Below are 19,513 nucleotides of genomic sequence, written 5' to 3' on the forward strand. Positions count from 1 at the left end.
TTCGACCGTGCGTGAAGGTGCGGGTCAGCTGGTCGGGTCGAGACCGTGGCTGCGCAGCCAGTCCAGCGGGTCGATCGCGTAGCCGCCGCCCGGCCGGACCTCGAAGTGCAGGTGCGGGCCGGTGGAGTTGCCCGAGTCGCCGGAGTACGCGATGACCTCACCGGCCTTGACGGAACCGGAGCGGTACTTGGCGCTGCTGAGGTGGCAGTACCAGGTCTCGGTGCCGTCGGGGGCGGTCACGATCACCATGTTGCCGTAGGCGCTGTTGATCTGGGTGCGGACGGTGCCGTCCGTCGCGGCGCGCACGGGGGTGCCGGTCTGCACGGGGAAGTCGATGCCGGTGTGCACGGACATCCAGTTGACGCCGGACTGGCCGAAGCGGGCGCTGAGCTGGTGGAGCTCCACCGGCAGGCTGAACTTGGGGCGCAGCGCCTCCTTGCGGGCCGCCTCCTCCTCGCGCTTCTTCTTCTCGGCCACCTGGCGGGCCTTGAGGTCGATGCGCTCCTGGGTGCGGCTGGCGCGGTCGCCGAAGTCGCGGGCGTCGGCGCTGAGCGCGGCGAGCTGGGTGTCGAGCGCGTTGTTCGCGGCGACCTGCTTGACGGAGGCCCGGTCGGCGGCGGCGAGCGAGGTGGTGTCCTCCTTCTGCCCGCCGTCGCCGCCGGCTCCGGTGAGTCCGCCGACGGAGGCGGCGGCGATGCCGGCCACCCCCATGACGCAGGCGGAGGGTACGGCGACGGTCAGCAGCGCGGACCGCTTGGCGGGGGTACGGCGGCGGCCGCGGCTGCCACCGGAGGAACGGCGCACGGGGCGGCCGGCCAGGGGGGAGTCCGCACGGACCTCGGCGACGGGCTCGTCGCCGGGGCCGTCGGGGCTCTCGTGGCGGTCGTCGATCTGGCCGTACGCGGCGTCTTCGCCTTCGGCGTCAGCGAGGTCCTCGGCGCCGGCGTTCTCACCGGTGTGCTCGGCGTGTTCCGCGGGGTGTTCGTCGTACGCGTACTCCGCCTGGCCGTGGTCCTCGGCGGCGGCCGCGCCCGTCTCGGGGACGTACTCGAACGGGAACTCGGCGGTGTGCTCGGCCCCCGGGACGTACTGGTGCGGGACGACCGGCTCGGCCTCCGCGGCCTGGTTCCAGGCGGTCGCGTCGTAGGCGCCGGTGTCGGTCGCGAAGGCGGGGGCGGCCCACTGGCCGGTGGCGTCGTAGCCGTACGCGCCCTGGGCGGCGAAGGCGCCGGAGTGGACGGTCTCGTACTGGCCGGGCTGCTGGGCCTCGGTCCAGGCGGAGGCGTCCCACTGGCCGGTGGCGTCGTACGCCGGGGTGGCGTCGTACCGCGGGTTCGTGTCGTACTGCGGCGGGTTCGTGTCGTACGACCCGGTCGTCTCGTACTGCCCGGTCGTCGTCGCGTACGAGCCGGGGGCCGGGTAGGCGCCGGTGGTGTCCCACTGCCCCGTGGTGTCGTACTGGCCGGTCGTGTCGTACTGCGCGGTGGCGGTGCCGTACTGGTCCGTCGTGCCGTACTGGGTGCTGTCGTACGTCGTGGTGTCGTACTGCCCCGTCCCCGTCGTGCCGTACGCGCCGGAGGCGTCGTATCCGCCGAGATTCCACTGGCCGCTGTGGTCCGACGAGCCGTCGGCGTAGGCGCCGAACAGGGGGTCGGTGGCGAAACTGCCGGTGGAGTGGGTGCCGTCTCCGACGTACCCGGCGTGGGGGTGCTGGTCGTTCACCAACGTCTCTCTCGCCTCGGCAGCAGGACCAGTCCGGGGAGATCCCGACGAGGGGCGTCCCGGGGGTAAGCAGTGGCGCGACTGTACCCGGCGGTATGCGCAGCCGACAATCTTCGGAGGGGCCGGGGGCCGCAGGAAACGGGCAATCGGCCGTGTTTCGCCAGCTCACGGGCTGAGCTTTGGCCTTGTGTTCGATGAACGTTCGAAGAACGGTGTCGGAGTGTCAGGCGACGGAGCCGGCGCCGGGCTCCTCAGGACGGGCTGCCACGGCCCCCGTCCCGTCGGCGTCGAGGGCTTCCAGGACCCCCGCGGCCACCGTCGGGTGCACGGGCAGCGCGAGATGGCCGATCCCGCTGACCCGGACGTTGTGCACGAGCAGATCGGCGTGGTCGAGACGGGCCGTCTCCGCGGGGACCATCACCTGGTCGAGATCGCTCCAGAAACTCACGAACCGGGTGCGGCACCCCGGCGACGGATCGGCGAGCTCCCGCAGCACCTCCGAACCCGGCCGCATCTGCCGCACCAGCGGATGCGCGTCGGCGAGCGGGGCCACGGTGGTGCCCGCGTGCGGGGTGCCGAGCATGACCAGGGTCCGTACCCGGCTGTCACCGCCGAGACGCTGTACGTAATAACGGGCGATCAGCCCGCCCAGGCTGTGCCCGACGACGTCGATCTCGGCGTGTCCCGTACGGGCGCGGATCTCCTCCACCCGGCGCCCGAGCAGCTCGGCGGCGGCCCGCAGGTCGCACGTGAGCGGGGAGTAGTTGAGCGACTCGACGCAGTCACGGCCGCTGCGGGCGAGCGCGCGGCGCAGCAGGACGAAGACCGAGCGGTTGTCCACGAAGCCGTGCAGCAGGACGACCGGGCGCCGGCCCGGGAGGTCCGTCGCCGGGGGAACGGCGGGGGCGAGGCGCTCGGCCACGATTCCGGACGGGTACAGGACGAGGTGTCCGGTGAGGATCGCCAGCTCCAGGGCGGTGGCCTTCATCAGGGCGGTGACCTTGGTGAGCTCCATGGCCGGCCTCCCGAACGGTACGCGGGGCCGGACGTCACGCCGGTCCGCCGTGCCCCCGCGCCGCACGGACGGCGGCGCGGAGACGCGGCGGACCTCGTCGCGGCTCCCTTTGCGACCGGGCCCCGCTTGCGGCTGGTGGGCCCAGGGGGAGGGCCCGAAAGCGGGGAACGGCGCAGAGCGAACATGTCCCACATGTGATTTCCCCCTCGCTCGCCTCCGCGAAACGGCCGGGTGCATGATGCTGGAGATAACGTTCGTTCACCTCCCCGGCAATCAGGCGCGGGGGTCGCATGTGGAGGCAGTGATGGGTGTGAGCGGTCCGATCCGCGTGGTCGTCGCCAAGCCGGGTCTCGACGGTCACGATCGCGGGGCCAAGGTCATCGCGCGGGCACTCCGCGACGCCGGTATGGAGGTCATCTACACCGGGCTCCACCAGACACCGGAGCAGATCGTCGACACCGCGATCCAGGAGGACGCCGACGCGATCGGCCTCTCGATCCTCTCCGGAGCGCACAACACGCTGTTCGTGAAGGTGCTTGAGCTCCTCAAGGACCGCGAGGCGGAGGACATCAAGGTCTTCGGCGGCGGCATCATCCCGGACGGGGACATCGCGCCGCTGAAGGAGAAGGGTGTGGCCGAGATCTTCACGCCGGGCGCGACGACGGCGTCCATCGTCGACTGGGTGAACGCGAACGTCCGGGTGGCCGTCTAACACGCGCCGGCCCGGCCCGCACCTCACGATCACGCCTTCAGGGCCCTCCCCCGGGACGAATCCCGGGGGAGGGCCCTTCGCGCTGTGGTGCCGGTGCCGGTGCCGGTGCCGGTGCCGTCGTGCCGGGCCGTCGTCGTGGCGGCCCGTCCTGCGGGGGTGCTCAGGTCGGGGCCGCTGTGGCACGGGCTCGCCCGCTCGTGCGGTCACCCGTTTCGTACGGCTATCCCTTCCTGCGCTTTCGGCCGCTCCAGGAGTTCGGCTCTCATCGCCTCGCGCAGGCGGAGGGTCAACACCAGGCGCTGGAAGGCCTCGGACCAGTAGCCGCCCGCGCCGGGGGAGGCGTGCTCCGCCTCGTCCGGCAGGGCCGTCAGGGATTCCAGCTGTCGTGCCGCCTCCGGGGCGAGGCAGCGCTCCGCCAGGCCCATCACCCCGCTGAAGCTCCACGGGTAACTGCCCGCGTCCCGCGCGATGTCGAGGGCGTCGATCACCGCCCCGCCGAGCGGCTCCGCCCACGGCACCTCGCAGACGCCGAGCAGCTGGAACGCCTCCGACAGACCGTGCGCCGCGACGAACGAGGCGACCCAGAGCGCCCGTTCCTCCGGGGGCAGCGTCGACAGGAGCTGGGCCCGCTCGGCCAGCGAGGAGGTGCCGGGGCCCGTCGCGGGCGGGGTCGCGGGGGAGCCGAGGAGCGCGCGCGACCACGCGGCGTCCCGCTGCCGTACGGCCGCACGGCACCAGGCCGCGTGCAGTTCGCCCTGCCAGTCGTCGGCGACCGGGAGGGCCACGATCTCCTCCGGGCCGCGTCCCCCGAAGCGGGGCGGCCAGCAGGACAGCGGAGCGGATTCGACGAGCTGGCCCAGCCACCAGGACCGCTCGCCCCGGCCCGCCGGAGGCGTCGCGGTGAGACCGTCCCGCTGCATGGCCGCGTCGCACTCGTGCGGGGCCTCCACGACGATCGTCGGTGTCCGCGCCGTCCGGTCGAGGCCGACGCAGGAGACCGCCCGGCCCGCCATCCGGCCCGCGAGGGCCGAGGCCGGCAGGGCGGACAGCAGCTCGGCGGCGGTGGCCCGGACGTTGCGACTGCGGTCGCCCAGGGCCGCCTCGAGGAACTCCTCGTCCGCGCCGGAGAGTCCGGTACGCAGCGAGTCCAGGAACATCAGCCGGTCCTCCGCCCGCTCGGCGGACCAGGTGGACGCGAGGAGGGCGAGTCCGGCCGCCGGGTCCTCGGTCCGTACGGCGACGAGCAGGGCGACCCGCTCGGCGAACAGGCCCTCGTCCCACAGGTCCCGCACGCCCTCCCGGTCGTCGAGGGCCGGCAGGGAGCCGCCCGCGCCCGCACCCCGGAGGGCGAACCTCCACTCGGGGTTGAGCCGGGCCAGCCACAGGCCACGCGGTCCCGCCAGACGCAGGGCCTGGGGGCGCAGATCGGTGCGGGCACGCGCCGCGTCGAGGAGGGCGGGCAGGGCGGCGGCGGGCGCCTTGTATCCGAGCTCGTTGGCGAGTGCCAGCCACTGCGGGAGCAGTTCGGCGAGGTCGGGGGCCGCCCCGCGACGCCCCGCCGGCGAGGGTGCGGCCCGGCCGGCGAGCAGCTGGTCGAGCCGCCGCCCGGCCGCCTCGGGCAGCGGTCCGCGCGGGTCCTCGGGGGCGGGCTCCGGCAGCGCCGCCGCGGGCCCGGGGCGCAGCCCCGCCCTGCGCCGTACGGTGTGCAGCGCGGCGGCGTCGAGCAGGGCGCCCGGCAGGTCGCGGCCCGCGAGGCCGGCGAACGCGGCGGGCGCCCGCCGGTCCGTACCGAGCAGCGCCGAGGTGACGAGTTCCTCCCAGACGCCGTCATCCCCGGCGCCCTCGCCGACGGTGGGAACGGGCGCGGTGGGGTTCGTCGTGTCCATCTCCATCGGTCCTCCGGGAGGGGTGTGGGCCGTGGGCGGGGTCATATGAGCGGGACCGTCTCTCCCGGGGCCTCCCGGGACCAGGCGGCGAGCGGCGTGAAACCCCGGTGCCCGCACTCCCCGAAGACCGTGACCGGCGCGCCGCCCGACAGGGCGACGAGGCGCCAGAGCCCGGACCGGGACTGGGCGGCGGGCGTCAGCGGCAGGGCCTCGCGGCCGTCCGCGTCGGCGAGCTGCCAGCCGTACTCCGCGCGCGCGGGAACGACCCCGCTCAGCGTCACGGGCCAGGAGTCCAGCCACGGGTCCTCGGCCAGCGCGCGGCCGTACGCGTCGAGGGCGTCGCCCACGGCGCCGCCCGGTGGCGGGGCGGCCGGGACGGCGACGGGGACGAACTCCTCGCCCGGCTCCGCCCGCAGCTGGCCGGAGCCCCCGTGCGGAGTGACCTCTCCTTCGAGAACCGCGCCCACGGGGAGCGCCAGGTGGGGAGTCCGGCCGGCCGCTCCGAAGGAGAGCAGCAGTGCCGTGCGCCCGCTCCTCGTGCCGTGCAGCCAGATGCGACGGGTGGTCAGCCGGGCGTCGGCCGCGTCGTACTGCGCGAGGACGAGCCAGTGGTCGCGCACCGGGAGGCCGTCGACGGGGGCGGTGAGGCCCACCCGGGTCCGTACGGTCGTCGCGAAGGGAGCGGGCAGCCGGTCGGCGGTCAGCCAGGCCCGGTCGAGGAGGTGGGTCAGCGCGCACTCCTCCAGGAGCCGCACGGGCCAGCCCGGCCCCGAGCCCGGTATCGACCCCAACTCCCTGACCCGGGCCGCGAGTCCCGGCGCCTGGGCGTCGACCATGCGGGCCGCCGTCTCCTCCCACAGCCCGTACCCCGGCTGCTCGGCCGCCGCGAGACCGCCGTGCAGCAGGTCGGCGAGCCGCTGCTCCAACTCCTGGGCGCCCGAGGTGATCCGGGCGGCTCTCCGCTCGGCCCTCCGGCGCGCCGCCTCGGGGTCCGCGGGGCCTTCGGGGGCGCCGTCCCCAGTCCGCCGGGCGGCGCTCCCGGCGCGCCCGCGCCGTGCCGTGAGCCAGTGCCCGGCCCAGTCGGGCGGGGTGGACTCCTCGAACGCCGCCCCGTCCGACGCCCGGAGCAGCAGCAGGCCGAGCGCGTGCTTGCACGGGAACTTACGGCTGGGGCAGGTGCACGTGTACGCCGGCCCCGTGGTGTCGACGGCCGTCCGGTACGGCGCGCTGCCGCTGCCCTTGCACTCGCCCCAGACGGCGCCTTCGCCGCAGCCCGTGCCGGACCACGGCCCGGCCGTGCCGAGCCTGCTTCCCGCTCTGCGCGACGCGTCGTCAGGAGCCAGTGCCAGCACCTGCTCGGTCGTGAAGCGCACCCCCATGGCATTCATGTCTCCGACGGTAGATGCCGCCACTGACAACGCCGTTGGCCTGGGAGTTCGGGCACGAGGCCCGACCAGGAGGCAATTTGACTTTACCCTCCCTTTACGATTCCCTGCCCGGACCAGTCGATCCGCAACGCGTCCAGGGGGAACCCCATGAAGCGCACCGTCCGCACCGCCGTCTCGGCCCTCGCCGTCGCCGGCCTCGCCCTCGGCCTCGGCGCCTGCTCGGAGGCCGCAGAGAAGGCCGTCGACCAGGTCGATAAGTCGGTGACCGAGTCCTACGAAGTCACGTACGAGGTCTCGGGCACGGGCATCGAGTCCATCGACTACCACGCCGGTGACGGCACCGCGATGGAACCGAAGGTCGAGTCGGAGAAGAAGCCGACCACCCCGTGGAAGAAGACGGTGAAGCTCAGGGGAATCATGCCGCCGGCCGTCATGCCGGTCTCCCTCACCCCCGCCGACCTCACCTGCAAGGTGATCTACCAGGGCAAGGTCATCAAGGAGGCCAAGGCCGAGCAGGCGATGGCCGGCGGCTGCGTCGCCGTCTCCCCGGTCGTGGGCTGAGACCCGTCCGCTCGCGTGGCCACGCGGAGCCGGCCCCGTCCGCTCCCGTGGCCGCGCAGGCCCCCGGCCACACCCCTGGCCACACCCGGGTGAGCTGACCCTCCCTCACCCCTCCAACCACCCCTGACCAGCGGAGACATCCGATTGTCAGTGGCATGGTGCACGGTGGATCTCACAGCAGGTCGAACGATCTGGAGGGGGATCCATGCCCGTGCCCGAAACCATCGCGCAGCCCGGTTCCGGTGTCGAGACGGACACCGGACAGGCGCCGCCGCAGCCTGCGACCGAGGTCCTGCGGCCGCACGCGGAGCACGCCTTCGCCGACGAACTCGCCGCACTCCGTGCGGCCGACGACCGGCCCCGCCCCGCCCGCTGGCGCCTCTCGCCGTGGGCCGTCGCCACCTACCTCCTCGGCGGCACCCTCCCCGACGGGACGGTGATCACCCCCAAGTACGTGGGACCGCGCCGCATCGTCGAAGTCGCCGTCACCACCCTCGCCACCGACCGGGCGCTGCTCCTCCTCGGCGTGCCCGGCACCGCCAAGACCTGGGTCTCCGAGCACCTCGCCGCAGCCGTCAGCGGCGACTCCACCCTCCTCGTCCAGGGCACCGCCGGCACGCCCGAGGAAGCCGTCAGGTACGGCTGGAACTACGCCCGGCTCCTCGCCCACGGCCCCAGCCGGGACGCCCTCGTGCCCAGCCCCGTGATGCGGGCGATGGCACAGGGCCTGACCGCCCGCGTGGAAGAGCTCACCCGCATCCCCGCGGACGTCCAGGACACGCTCATCACGATCCTGTCCGAGAAGACCCTCCCCGTTCCCGAACTGGGCGAGGAGGTGCAGGCCGTCCCCGGCTTCAACCTGATCGCCACGGCCAACGACCGCGACCGCGGCGTCAACGAACTCTCCAGCGCACTGCGCCGCCGCTTCAACACGGTGGTCCTGCCCCTGCCCGCGACCCCCGAGGCGGAGGTCGACATCGTCGCCCGCCGCGTCGAGCAGCTGGGGCGCTCCCTGGAACTCCCGGCCGTCCCCGAAGGCGTCGACGAGATCCGACGAGTCGTCACCGTCTTCCGTGAGCTGCGCGACGGGGTCACCGCCGACGGACGGACGAGGATCAAGTCCCCCTCGGGGACGCTCTCCACCGCCGAGGCCATCTCCGTCGTCACGGGCGGCCTCGCCCTCGCCGCCCACTTCGGCGACGGCGTCCTGCGCCCCTCCGACATCGCGGCCGGCATCCTCGGCGCGGTCGTCCGGGACCCGGCGGCCGACCGGGTCGTCTGGCAGGAGTACCTGGAGACGGTGGTCAGAGAGCGGGACGGCTGGAAGGACTTCTACCGCGCCTGCCGCGAGGTGAGCGTATGACGCCCCCGACCACGGCCCGGGCCGCCGGCGGGCCGCTCCTCCTCGGGGTGCGGCACCACGGGCCCGGGTCGGCGCGTGGAGTGCGGGCCGCCCTGGAGGCGGAGCAGCCCGCCGCGGTCCTCATCGAGGGTCCCGCCGAGGCCGACGCCCTCGTCACGCTCGCCGGCGACCCCGACATGCGGCCGCCGGTCGCCCTGCTCGCCCACGCCGTGGACGACCCCGGGCGGGCCGCGTTCTGGCCGATGGCCGCGTTCTCACCCGAGTGGGTCGCGATCCGCTGGGCCCTCGACAGGGGCGCCGCCGTCCGGTTCATCGACCTGCCCGCCGCACACACCCTCGCCGCCTCCGACCCCACCTGGGACGACAGCGAGGACGAGGTCGCCGGAGGCGGCCCGCGGATCGACCCGGTCGCCGAACTCGCCGGCGCGGCGGGAGCCACCGGACCCGGGGACGCCGAGCGCTGGTGGGAGGACGTCGTCGAACTGCGCGGCGACGGCGACCCCACCGCACCGTTCGAGGCCCTCGCCGAGGCCATGGGCGCCCTCCGCGAGGCGTACGGGCACGGCGGACACCCCCGCGACCTCGTCCGCGAGGCCCACATGCGGATCCAGCTGCGCGCCGCCCGCAAGGAGTTCGGCGACGCCGTCGCCGTCGTCTGCGGCGCCTGGCACGTCCCCGCCCTCACCCGCAGGACCACCGTCGCCGCCGACCGGGCCCTGCTCAAGGGCCTGCCCAAGGTCAAGACCGAGATGACCTGGGTCCCCTGGACCCACCGCAGGCTCGCCCGCCGCTCGGGGTACGGCGCCGGGATCGACTCGCCCGGCTGGTACGCGCACCTCTTCGCCGCCCCCGACCGGCCCGTCGAGCGCTGGATGACCAAGGTCGCCGGACTTCTCAGGGCCGAGGACCATCCCGTCTCCTCCGCCCATGTCATCGAGGCCGTCCGGCTCGCCGAGACCCTCGCCGGTCTGCGCGGCCGGCCACACCCCGGCCTCGACGAGACGACCGACGCCGTCCGCGCCGTCCTGTGCGAGGGCTCCGACGTGCCGCTCGACCTCGTCAGGGACCGCCTCGTCGTCGGCGACGTCCTCGGCGAGGTCCCGGCCGACGCCCCCGCCGTACCCCTCCAGCGGGACCTGGCCCGCCGCCGGCGCACCCTGCGCCTCAAGCCCGAGGCCACCGAACGCGACCTCGAACTCGACCTCCGCAAGGAGATGGACGGCGACCGGAGCAGGCTGCTGCACCGGCTGCGGCTCCTCGGCGTCCACTGGGGCGAACCGGCCACCGGACGCGCCGGCACCGGCACCTTCCGGGAGACCTGGCGGCTGCGCTGGGAACCCGAGCAGCACGTCCAGGTCGCCGAGGCCGGCGTGTGGGGCACCACCGTCGAGGCCGCCGCCACCGCGAGGGCCCGCTCCCGGGCCGCGTCGGCGACCTCCCTCGGCGACATCACCGCCCTCGCCGAGCAGTGCCTCCTCGCCGGGCTCGCCGACGCGCTCCCCGCCGTGATGCGGGCGCTCGCCGACCGGGCGGCGCTCGACACCGACGTCGCCCACCTCGCCCAGGCCCTTCCCGCCCTCGCCCGCTCCCTGCGCTACGGCGACGTGCGGGGCACCGGCACGGCGGCCCTCACCGAGGTCGCCGCCGGCCTCGCCGAGCGGATCTGCGTCGGCCTCCCGCCCACCTGCGCCGGGCTCGACACCGACGCGGCCACCGCCATGCGCGAGCGGATCGACGAGGTCCACCAGGCCGTCGGCCTGCTGCCGGGAGCGGACGGCCTCACCGAGCGCTGGGCGGGCGTCCTGCGCCGGCTCGCCGACCGCGACCGGATCCCGGGCGTCCTCAGAGGCCGCGCGGCCCGGCTCCTCCTCGACGAGGGCCGGATCGCCGACGGAGAGGCCGCCCTGCTCATGAGCCGCGCCCTCTCGCCCGGCACCCCGCCGCCCGACGCCGCCGCCTGGATCGACGGCTTCGTCGGCGGGGCCTCCGGCGGCGGACTGCTCCTCGTCCACGACGAGCGGCTCCTCGGCCTGGTCGACGCCTGGCTCACGAGCGTTCCGGCCGAGGCGTTCACCGATGTGCTGCCGCTGCTGCGCCGCACCTTCTCCGCGTACGAGCCGGGTGTACGCCGCGCCCTCGGCGAGCTGGTAGCCCGCGGCCCGGGGACCCGGGGCCCGGGGCACGCCGCGGCAGGGGTCCCCGGCTTCGCCGCCACGCCCGACCGGGACCGGGCGGACGCCGTGCTGCCCCTCCTCCACCTCGTCCTCGGCACGGAGGTCATGGCATGAGCACCGCCACCGGCATCGACACCAGCACCGGCATCAACCCCGCCACCGGCATCAACACCAGCACCAGCGTGATCACCGGCACCGAAGCGGTCGCCGGCCCCGACATCAGCGACGGGAACGACGAGCGGCTGCGCCGCTGGCGGCTCGTTCTGGGCGGCGGCGACGCCGACGGCACCGGCCGGGCGCTCACCGGCACCGACGCCGCCATGGACGGAGCCCTCGCCGCGCTCTACGGGCGCAAGGGCCAGGGCGATCGCACCGGCCGGGACCGTACGGCCGGGCTCGGCGCCTCGGCGCCCTCCGTCGTCCGCTGGCTCGGCGACATCCGGACGTACTTCCCCAGCTCCGTCGTCCAGGTCATGCAGCGCGACGCGATCGACCGCCTCGGCCTCGCCACCCTCCTCCTGGAGCCGGAGATGCTGGAGGCCGTCGAGCCGGACGTCCATCTGGTCGGCACCCTGCTCTCCCTCCACAAGGCCATGCCCGAGACGACGAGGGAGACGGCGCGGGCCGTCGTCCGCAAGGTCGTCGACGACCTGGAGAAGCGCCTCGCCGCCCGCACCCGCGCCACGCTCACCGGAGCCCTCGACCGCTCCGCCCGGATCAGCCGGCCCCGCCACCGGGACATCGACTGGGACCGCACCATCCGCGCCAACCTCAAGAACTACCTGCCCGAGCACCGCACGGTCGTCCCCGAGCGGCTCATCGGCCACGGGCGCGCCTCTCGGGGGATACGGAAGGAGGTGGTGCTCTGCGTCGACCAGTCCGGCTCCATGGCGGCCTCCGTCGTCCACGCCTCCGTCTTCGGTGCGGTGCTCGCCTCCATGCGGTCCATCGCCACCCGGCTCGTCGTCTTCGACACGGCCGTCGTGGACCTCACCGACCGGGTCGACGACCCCGTCGACGTCCTGTTCGGCACCCAGCTCGGCGGCGGCACCGACATCAACCGCGCCCTCGCCCACTGCCAGTCGAGGATCACCCGTCCGGCCGACACCGTCGTCGTCCTCATCAGCGACCTCTACGAAGGGGGGATCCGTGACGAGATGCTGAAGCGGGTCGCGGCGATGAAGGCCTCGGGCGTCCAGTTCGTCACGCTGCTCGCCCTCTCCGACGAGGGCGCCCCGGCCTATGACCGCGACCACGCGGCGGCGCTCGCCGCGATCGGGGTTCCGGCCTTCGCCTGCACCCCGGACCTGTTCCCCGAGGTCATGGCGGCCGCCCTGGAGAAGCGCCCCCTGCCGATACCCGCCGACTGACGCCCCGCCGCGCGCGGCCGGCGCCGAAGGTGCGGAATCCGTCGTCGCGGGACCACTCGCACGGGTGTCCGCGACCCCACTGAGGCCCATATCACACCGGCGCTGGAATGCCCCTCACTCACTTTCCCGGCGCGTCGTGAGGGGCCGGAAGGCCAAGCCCCGCCTACGGCGAACACCGCACGTCCCCACCCTTCGCCCCCTACGGACCGCCTCCCGGCCCCTACGATCTGTGACCCGTATCACCGCTCTGTTGTGATCTGCGATTTAGGGACCCACGTCCCTCGGCGATAACCTGCGAGACGGACATGCCGCGTCCACGGACACCGTGAACGCCTCCCTTGTGACAGAGCAGTCACGTTGCCCTTCGCGGCACGCCCACGCAGACAACGAACCGCGATCATCAGAAAAGGGACGGACGCGCGTGGACCTGTTCGAGTACCAGGCGAGGGACCTCTTCGCCAAGCACGGTGTACCGGTGCTGGCCGGTGAAGTCATCGACACGCCTGAGGCGGCGCGCGAGGCCACCGAGCGTCTTGGCGGCAAGTCGGTCGTCAAGGCGCAGGTGAAGGTCGGTGGCCGAGGCAAGGCCGGCGGCGTCAAGCTGGCCGCCACCCCCGACGAGGCCGTCGCCCGCGCGACGGACATCCTCGGGATGGACATCAAGGGCCACACGGTCCACAAGGTGATGATCGCGGAGACCGCTCCGGAAATCCTCGAGGAGTACTACGTCTCGTACCTCCTCGACCGCACCAACCGCACCTTCCTCGCCATGGCGTCCGTCGCCGGTGGCATGGACATCGAGGAGGTCGCCGCGACGACCCCCGAGAAGCTCGCGAAGGTGCCCGTCGACTCCAACACCGGTGTCGACATCGAGAAGGCCCGCGAGATCGTGGCCCTGGCGCAGTTCCCGGCCGAGGTGGCCGAGAAGGTCGCCGAGGTCCTCGTGACCCTGTGGAAGACCTTCGTCGCCGAGGACGCGCTCCTCGTCGAGGTCAACCCGCTGGCCAAGGTCGCCTCCGGCGACATCCTGGCGCTCGACGGAAAGGTGTCTCTCGACGAGAACGCCGACTTCCGTCAGCCCGAGCACGAGGCGCTCGAGGACAAGGCCGCAGCCAACCCGCTCGAGGCTGCCGCCAAGGCCAAGAACCTCAACTACGTCAAGCTCGAGGGCGAGGTCGGCATCATCGGTAACGGTGCCGGTCTGGTCATGTCGACCCTGGACGTCGTCGCGTACGCCGGTGAGAACCACGGCGGCGTGAAGCCGGCCAACTTCCTCGACATCGGCGGCGGCGCCTCCGCCGAGGTCATGGCGAACGGCCTGGAGATCATCCTGGGCGACCCGGACGTCAAGTCCGTGTTCGTCAACGTCTTCGGTGGCATCACCGCCTGTGACGAGGTCGCCAACGGCATCGTCCAGGCCCTGGAGCTCCTCGCCTCCAAGGGCGAAGAGGTCACCAAGCCGCTGGTCGTGCGCCTCGACGGCAACAACGCGGAGCTGGGTCGCAAGATCCTGTCGGACGCGAACCACCCGCTCGTGCAGCGCGTGGACACCATGGACGGCGCGGCCGACAAGGCCGCCGAGCTCGCGGCTGCGAAGTAAGGGACGAGGTCAGAACACCATGGCTATCTTCCTGACCAAGGACAGCAAGGTCATCGTCCAGGGCATGACCGGTGCCACGGGCATGAAGCACACCAAGCTCATGCTGGGCGACGGCACCAACATCGTCGGTGGCGTGAACCCGCGCAAGGCCGGCACGACCGTCGACTTCGACGGCACCGAGGTCCCGGTCTTCGGCTCCGTCGCCGAGGCGATGAAGGAGACCGGCGCCAACGTCTCGGTCCTCTTCGTCCCGCCGGCCTTCGCGAAGGCCGCCGTGGTCGAGGCGATCGACGCCGAGATCCCGCTGGCCGTCGTCATCACCGAGGGCATCGCCGTCCACGACTCCGCCGCCTTCTGGGCGTACGCGCAGGCGAAGGGCAACAAGACCCGCATCATCGGCCCGAACTGCCCCGGTCTCATCACCCCGGGCCAGTCCAACGCCGGCATCATCCCGGGCGACATCACGAAGCCGGGCCGCATCGGCCTGGTCTCGAAGTCCGGCACGCTGACGTACCAGATGATGTACGAGCTCCGTGACATCGGCTTCTCGTCGGCCGTCGGCATCGGTGGCGACCCGGTCATCGGCACCACGCACATCGACGCCCTCGCGGCGTTCGAGGCGGACCCCGACACGGACCTGATCGTCATGATCGGTGAGATCGGCGGCGACGCCGAGGAGCGTGCGGCCGACTTCATCAAGGCCAACGTCACCAAGCCGGTCGTCGGCTACGTCGCGGGCTTCACCGCGCCCGAGGGCAAGACCATGGGCCACGCCGGCGCCATCGTCTCCGGCTCCTCCGGCACCGCCCAGGCGAAGAAGGAGGCCCTCGAGGCCGCGGGCGTCAAGGTCGGCAAGACGCCGACCGAGACGGCCAAGCTGGCGCGCGCCATCCTCGCGGGCTGAACGGGCTGACACGCACAGCAGCCTGACAGGCAGTACGTGAGAGGGCCCCGCCCCTCCCGGGAGACCGGGTGGGAGCGGGGCCCTCTCACGTACTTGCTGGCCACCTCGCGTACGGCGGGACGGCCCCTCGCGTACGCCGGGCATGGCGCGGGCCTATTCGGCCGCCGGGATCAGCCGTTCGGGGCCCGGGTTCGGCTCGGAGCGGAGGCGGTCGCGGAGTTCCAGGTCCTCGGGGAGGAGCTTCTCGGGGCCGCCGCGCACCGGCACTCCGTTGACGGTCTCGCCGGGGGCGTTCACCGGGATGTACCGGGTCGGGGCGGTCACCGCCGTGAAGCCCGTCACGCCGATGAGGACCGCCGTCACCCCGAGCACCGCGCGCGTCCACGTACGGGCGAGCCGCTCGCTGCCCGTACGGACCGCGCGGGCCGCCGGGAGGGTCGCCGTCGGCGCCTCCGTGACGAGCGCGCCCAGCCGCCGGTGCAGCGCCTCCGGCTCGGCGAGCTCGGGGATCCGCTGTCCGAGGACCGTGCGGGCGTGCAGCAGCCGATGGGCGGCGGCGGGGGTGCTCGCCTCGGTCTCGGCCGCCGTCTCCGGCAGGTCGAGGCCGAGCCCGTCGTAGAGCAGGACGGTACGGCGGTACGGCGGCGGCAGTTCGAGGAGCGCCGTGAGCAGCGCCCTGCGGTTCGCCTCGGTCGGCGGGGCGTCGGGGTGCTTGTGCGCCCGCCGCAGCCGGTGCCAGGGGGACAGGGCGTACTCGTACGCCGTGGCCCGCACCCAGCCCACCGGGTCCGCGTCGACGGCGACCTCGGGCCAGTGCTGCCAGGCGTGGTGGAAGGCGTATTCGACGGCCTCGCGGGAGAGCCGCCGGCGGCCGGTCAGCAGGTACGTCTGGTGGACGAGACCGGGCGCGGCGTGCGTGTAGAGCGCGTCGAAGGCCTCCTCCGGGGTGAGTTCCGGTACGGCGGGCGGAGTCGCCGGCGCCTCCGCCCTCACCGGTTTCAGGCGCTCCTGAGGCTTGGGCGTGCCCTTGCGCGCGGGGCCCGGGGCGACGGCCGGGGAGGGGGAGAGGACTCGTGGCGGCTTGGCGGCCCGCTTGGCGGCGGCCTTGGGCCGGACGTTGGCGGAGGTGGAGGCGGGCCCCTCCCGCTTCGGCTGGGCGTGGGTGTGGGCCCCTGGCCTCGGTGGCGTGAACCCGGTCGGCTGTTCGGCTGAGGGCGCGGCGCCGTCCGGCTGTTCGGGTGAGGGCGCGGGGCGGTCCGGCCGTTCGGGTGAGGGCGCGGGGCGGTCCGGCCGTTCGGGTGAGCGAGCGGCGCCGTCCGGCTCGTACGAGCCGAGCAGCTTCGCGTACGCCTCGCGCTTGCGGCCCCGTGGCGCCGAGCGCCCGGTCTCCCACGACCTGACCGTGGCCTTCGTGACGCCCATGGCCTCGGCGACCTGCTCCTCGCTCAGCGCGAGGGCCTCACGCAACCTGCGCCGCTCCTTCGGGGTCGGCAGGGTGACGGAGGGTGCGGAATCCGCTGTGCTCCGGCTCATCGGTGTCGACCTCCCGCAGAGCTGCTCTGGGCGGAAAAGTACATAAACGTATATTGAGCGACACAACGGAGGTTTGCCTGTTACGCGGTGGGAGCGCGTGTCGTTGGCAGCATGACCCCGTGACCCATGTGACCGAGTACCCGCTGGTCCAGGGCGGCCGTTCCGCCTTGCTCGCCACCGCCTGTGTCCGTGGCGGGGTCGCCGCCGGACTCGGTCTCGGCGCCCTCGCCGTCCTGGTGGTCGCCGCCTGGATCAGCTCCCCGTACCCCGACAGCGGCCCCGGCGGCGCCCTCCACCTCGCGGCGGGGCTCTGGCTGCTCGCCCACGGCGTGGACCTGGTCCGTACGGACACGCTGTCCGGCCTGCCCGCGCCCCTCGGCATCGTGCCGCTGCTCCTGGCCGCCCTGCCGGTCTGGCTCGTCCACCGGGCCGCCCGCGACACCCTCGACCCGGGGGATGCCACGGACCGGCCGCGGCTCTCCGCGAGCGCCGCCGTCGCCGCCGTGGCCGGGGGATATCTGCTTGTCGCCGCCGGGGTCGTGGTCTACAGCGCGAGCGGCCCGCTGCCCGCCGACCTGATCACCGCCGGGTTCTGGCTGCCCGCCGTCGCCGTCGGCGCGGCGGGCGCCGGGGTCTGGACGGCCCTCGGCCGTCCGCTGCCCGGTCAGCGCCAGGCGGCCGCCGCCCTGCGCGCGGCGGTGCTCGGGCTCGTGACGCTGCTTGGCGGCGGAGCGGTGGCCGCGGCGGTGTCGCTGGCCTGGCACGCGCGCGAGGCGCAGGCCGCGTACGCGGGTCTCGCGGGGGAGTGGTCGGGGCGGGTGGCGGTCCTGCTGCTCGTCCTCGCGCTGCTGCCGAACATGGCCGTGTGGGGGGCCGCGTACGGCCTCGGGCCTGGCTTCGCCCTCGGTACGGGCGCGCTCGCGACCCCGCTCGGTCTCGTCGGCGACCCGGCCGTGCCGCCCTTCCCGCTGCTCGCCGCGCTGCCGGCCGAGGGGCGCGGGACCTGGGTCCACTGGGCGGCGGTGGCGGCCCCCCTGGCCGCGGCCGTGGTTCAGGGCCACCGGGTGGGTCGCTCGGCGCGGACCTGGACGGTCCGCGACACGACGCTCACGGCGCTGGGCGCGGCTTGGGGGTGCGGGGTGGCCGTCGCGGTCCTCACGGGCGCGGCGGGCGGCCCGCTGGGCGCCGACCGCCTGTCGGCGTTCGGACCCGTGTGGTGGCAGACGGGCGCGGCGACGGTCCTGTGGGGTGCCTGTCTGGGCGTCCCGGTGGCCTGGGGAGTACGGGCCTGGGGCCGCCGCGCACTCCGCCCGAAGTCCCTGCCGGTGCCGTCGGCGGGGGCCGGTGCGGCAGAGGGTGCGTCGGCCTGGGGAGTACGGGCCTGGGGCCGCCGCGCGCTCCGCCCGAAGGCCCCGCCGGTGCCGTTGGCGGGGGCCGGTGCGGCAGCAGCGGGTGCGGTGGCGGCCGCGAACGGCCCGGAGACCGGGCTCCCCGCCGCGCAGGGTTCGGAGTCCGCTCTCGGTGCGGCCGCCTCCAGGCTCGGCCGCCTTTCCGGCCGCCTCGTCGGCGTCTTCCGGCCAGGGCGGGCCACGGGCTCCGGGCAGGCGTCCGACCTCTCGACCCCGGGCGCGGGCCCGGGTTCCGGCCTCGGCGGGGGCTCCGGCTCCAGCCCGGGCGCGAGTCCCGGCCCGGGTTCCGGCCTCGGCGGGGGCTCTGGCCTCGGCCTCGACCCGGACTCGAATCTCGACCCGGGCTCCGGTTTCGGCCCGGGATCCGGCCTCGGCCTCGACACGGGATCCGGCCTCGGCCCGGCCTCCGGCGGCTCCGGCTCCAGCCCGGGCCCCGACTCCGCCCCCGGCCCCGGCCCCCGCCCCGACTCCAGCCCTCGCGCCTGGCCCGGCTTCGGTGCCGTACCCCCGTCCCCTCCCGGCCCCTCACCCTTCGCCGGGTCCTGGCCGGGCGCCGCTCCCGGGCCCGGCCGGTCCCCGTCGGGTCCCGCCGCCCGGTCCGGTTCCGAGCTCGGTCTCGACGACGACCCGTACGGCGACTCCGCCTTCGAGCCGTACGACTACCTCCCGGCGGCCTGGGAACCCTCCCCGCCGCCACCCCCGGCCGACGGCCAAGGCCCTGCCTGACCTGCCCGTCCGGCACACACGGAACGGCCGCGCCCGAAGCGCCGCCCCGGCCGCGGCCGGTCTGGCCCACCCGCCCCGCACCGAACAGCCGCACCCGGCCGACGGCGGCCAAAGGCCCTGCCCGATCCGCCCACCCCCGCATACGCCGAACGGCCGCGCCCTATGCGGCGCGGCCGTTCAGGAGCGTGTCCGGGCCCGCTACTCGCGGACCCCGAAGCCCGCGCGGAGCGGCTTCGGCAGGAGGTCGTTGCAGGCCAGTTGGCCCGCGTGGGTGAGGGCGTCGTCGCGGCACTCGTAGAAGTCGCTGTAGACGAGCTGCATCGTGAAGCCCACCGCGACGATCATCAGGGCCACGCTCGCCGCGACCAGACCGCTGATCGCGGCCGTGCGCATCGAGCGGAGCGGGACCGCCGTGGCGCCCTGTCCGGAGGGCCGGCCCGTCGGCTGTCCCGAGGGCTGAGACGCCGTCGGGGAAGCCGGCTGTGATGTCGGCGACAGATCCGCCGCCGGCTTCGGCTTGGTCCGCAGGGAGCTGATCGCCCAGTAGAGGCCGAGGGCGCCGAGGAGCAGCGCCAGTTCCGGGATCTCGAAGATGGCGAAGAAGAAGGCCCACATGCCGGCGAGGATCGCGTACCGCGCGCGCCGCTGCGCCGGGTCCTTCGGGTCCCAGCGGAGCCCCTGGCGCCCGTTGCCGCCCTGCCCGGGGCCGCCCTCAGGGCCGCCCCGGCCGCCGCCCTGGCGCTCGGGCCCCCGGCCGAAGCCGTCGTTCGAGGGGCCCGGCTGGCGCGGGCTCCAGCGGCCGTCGGACGGCCCCGAGGAGTCCGGGGCCCCGGACGCGTCGCCGTCCGTGCCCTCCGGCCGCCGTGGCTGCCACGGCTGATCCGGCCGGCCTTCGGGCGGCGGTGCGAACGGGTTGTTGTCGTCCGTGGACTGGCGTTCCGGCATCTGCTGAACGTCTTCCCTCTGTCGTCTCGACCACGGCCGCACCCGTGGTCTCCGCTGCTGTCTCGTCTGCTGCTGCGTGCTGCTCGTCCGCTACGCCGTCCGGGTGTCCGACCGGTGTCGGCCGGGGTGTGCGTCGGCGTCGGACCCTGACGCTACCGCCCTGCTCCGCCCCCGTCCCGTGGGGGCCGTCCCGTGTGCCGGTATC

The 19,513-nt window shown here is 74.4% G+C and carries 14 protein-coding genes; 8 read left to right on the plus strand and 6 right to left on the minus strand.

The features are described from left to right. Window positions 1-24: 24 nt before the first annotated feature. Both ACZ4VK_RS16280 and ACZ4VK_RS16285 read right to left on the minus strand, forming a co-directional pair. On the minus strand, window positions 25-1,725 hold the full coding sequence (locus ACZ4VK_RS16280) for a M23 family metallopeptidase (protein ID WP_468352672.1): 1,701 nt from the start codon (window positions 1,723-1,725) through the stop codon (window positions 25-27). A gap of 220 nt (window positions 1,726-1,945) precedes the next feature. After that, a complete protein-coding gene (locus tag ACZ4VK_RS16285; protein ID WP_468352674.1) occupies window positions 1,946-2,737 on the minus strand; it encodes an esterase/lipase family protein in 792 nt (263 codons plus the stop codon). Between the two features lie 304 nt (window positions 2,738-3,041). On the opposite strand from ACZ4VK_RS16285, the gene ACZ4VK_RS16290 reads away from it, so the two are divergent. Then, entirely contained in the window at window positions 3,042-3,449 is a 408-nt protein-coding gene (locus ACZ4VK_RS16290; RefSeq protein ID WP_468352676.1) for a cobalamin B12-binding domain-containing protein, read from the plus strand. Window positions 3,450-3,652: 203 nt separating this feature from the next. Here the strand turns inward: ACZ4VK_RS16290 and ACZ4VK_RS16295 are convergent, their stop codons facing one another. Both ACZ4VK_RS16295 and ACZ4VK_RS16300 read right to left on the minus strand, forming a co-directional pair. Then, a complete protein-coding gene (locus tag ACZ4VK_RS16295) occupies window positions 3,653-5,335 on the minus strand; it encodes a DUF5691 domain-containing protein (protein WP_468352678.1) in 1,683 nt (560 codons plus the stop codon). A gap of 41 nt (window positions 5,336-5,376) precedes the next feature. Next, a complete protein-coding gene (locus tag ACZ4VK_RS16300) occupies window positions 5,377-6,723 on the minus strand; it encodes an SWIM zinc finger family protein (protein ID WP_468352680.1) in 1,347 nt (448 codons plus the stop codon). 147 nt (window positions 6,724-6,870) lie between these two features. On the opposite strand from ACZ4VK_RS16300, the gene ACZ4VK_RS16305 reads away from it, so the two are divergent. From ACZ4VK_RS16305 to sucD, 6 genes are all read left to right on the plus strand, one after another. Continuing rightward, window positions 6,871-7,284, plus strand: coding sequence for a hypothetical protein (locus tag ACZ4VK_RS16305; protein ID WP_468352682.1), 414 nt, complete (start codon window positions 6,871-6,873; stop codon window positions 7,282-7,284). A 205-nt stretch (window positions 7,285-7,489) separates the two neighbouring features. Continuing rightward, window positions 7,490-8,647 carry an ATP-binding protein gene (locus ACZ4VK_RS16310; protein WP_468352684.1) on the plus strand — a complete coding sequence of 386 codons (1,158 nt, stop codon included), beginning with the start codon at window positions 7,490-7,492 and terminating at the stop codon, window positions 8,645-8,647. Further along, a complete protein-coding gene (locus ACZ4VK_RS16315; protein ID WP_468352686.1) occupies window positions 8,644-10,935 on the plus strand; it encodes a DUF5682 family protein in 2,292 nt (763 codons plus the stop codon). Before ACZ4VK_RS16310 ends, ACZ4VK_RS16315 begins: the two co-directional genes overlap by 4 nt. Then, entirely contained in the window at window positions 10,932-12,191 is a 1,260-nt protein-coding gene (locus ACZ4VK_RS16320; protein ID WP_468352688.1) for a vWA domain-containing protein, read from the plus strand. The genes ACZ4VK_RS16315 and ACZ4VK_RS16320 overlap by 4 nt, the downstream gene beginning before the upstream one ends. Window positions 12,192-12,612: 421 nt before the next feature. Beyond that, on the plus strand, window positions 12,613-13,791 hold the full coding sequence (gene sucC, locus ACZ4VK_RS16325) for an ADP-forming succinate--CoA ligase subunit beta (RefSeq protein WP_389680812.1): 1,179 nt from the start codon (window positions 12,613-12,615) through the stop codon (window positions 13,789-13,791). Between the two features lie 19 nt (window positions 13,792-13,810). Continuing rightward, window positions 13,811-14,695, plus strand: coding sequence for a succinate--CoA ligase subunit alpha (sucD, locus tag ACZ4VK_RS16330; protein ID WP_015035673.1), 885 nt, complete (start codon window positions 13,811-13,813; stop codon window positions 14,693-14,695). A gap of 153 nt (window positions 14,696-14,848) precedes the next feature. Here sucD and ACZ4VK_RS16335 read toward each other — a convergent pair whose 3' ends face one another. Next, window positions 14,849-16,228 carry a sigma factor-like helix-turn-helix DNA-binding protein gene (locus ACZ4VK_RS16335; protein WP_468352691.1) on the minus strand — a complete coding sequence of 460 codons (1,380 nt, stop codon included), beginning with the start codon at window positions 16,226-16,228 and terminating at the stop codon, window positions 14,849-14,851. Between the two features lie 119 nt (window positions 16,229-16,347). On the opposite strand from ACZ4VK_RS16335, the gene ACZ4VK_RS16340 reads away from it, so the two are divergent. Beyond that, window positions 16,348-18,363 carry a cell division protein PerM gene (locus ACZ4VK_RS16340; protein WP_468352693.1) on the plus strand — a complete coding sequence of 672 codons (2,016 nt, stop codon included), beginning with the start codon at window positions 16,348-16,350 and terminating at the stop codon, window positions 18,361-18,363. Between the two features lie 198 nt (window positions 18,364-18,561). Here the strand turns inward: ACZ4VK_RS16340 and ACZ4VK_RS16345 are convergent, their stop codons facing one another. After that, window positions 18,562-19,308, minus strand: a complete 747-nt coding sequence (locus ACZ4VK_RS16345; protein WP_468352695.1) for a hypothetical protein — start codon at window positions 19,306-19,308, stop codon at window positions 18,562-18,564. Between the last annotated feature and the right edge of the window lie 205 nt (window positions 19,309-19,513).

This window comes from Streptomyces sp. NPDC028711 (assembly GCF_055565415.1).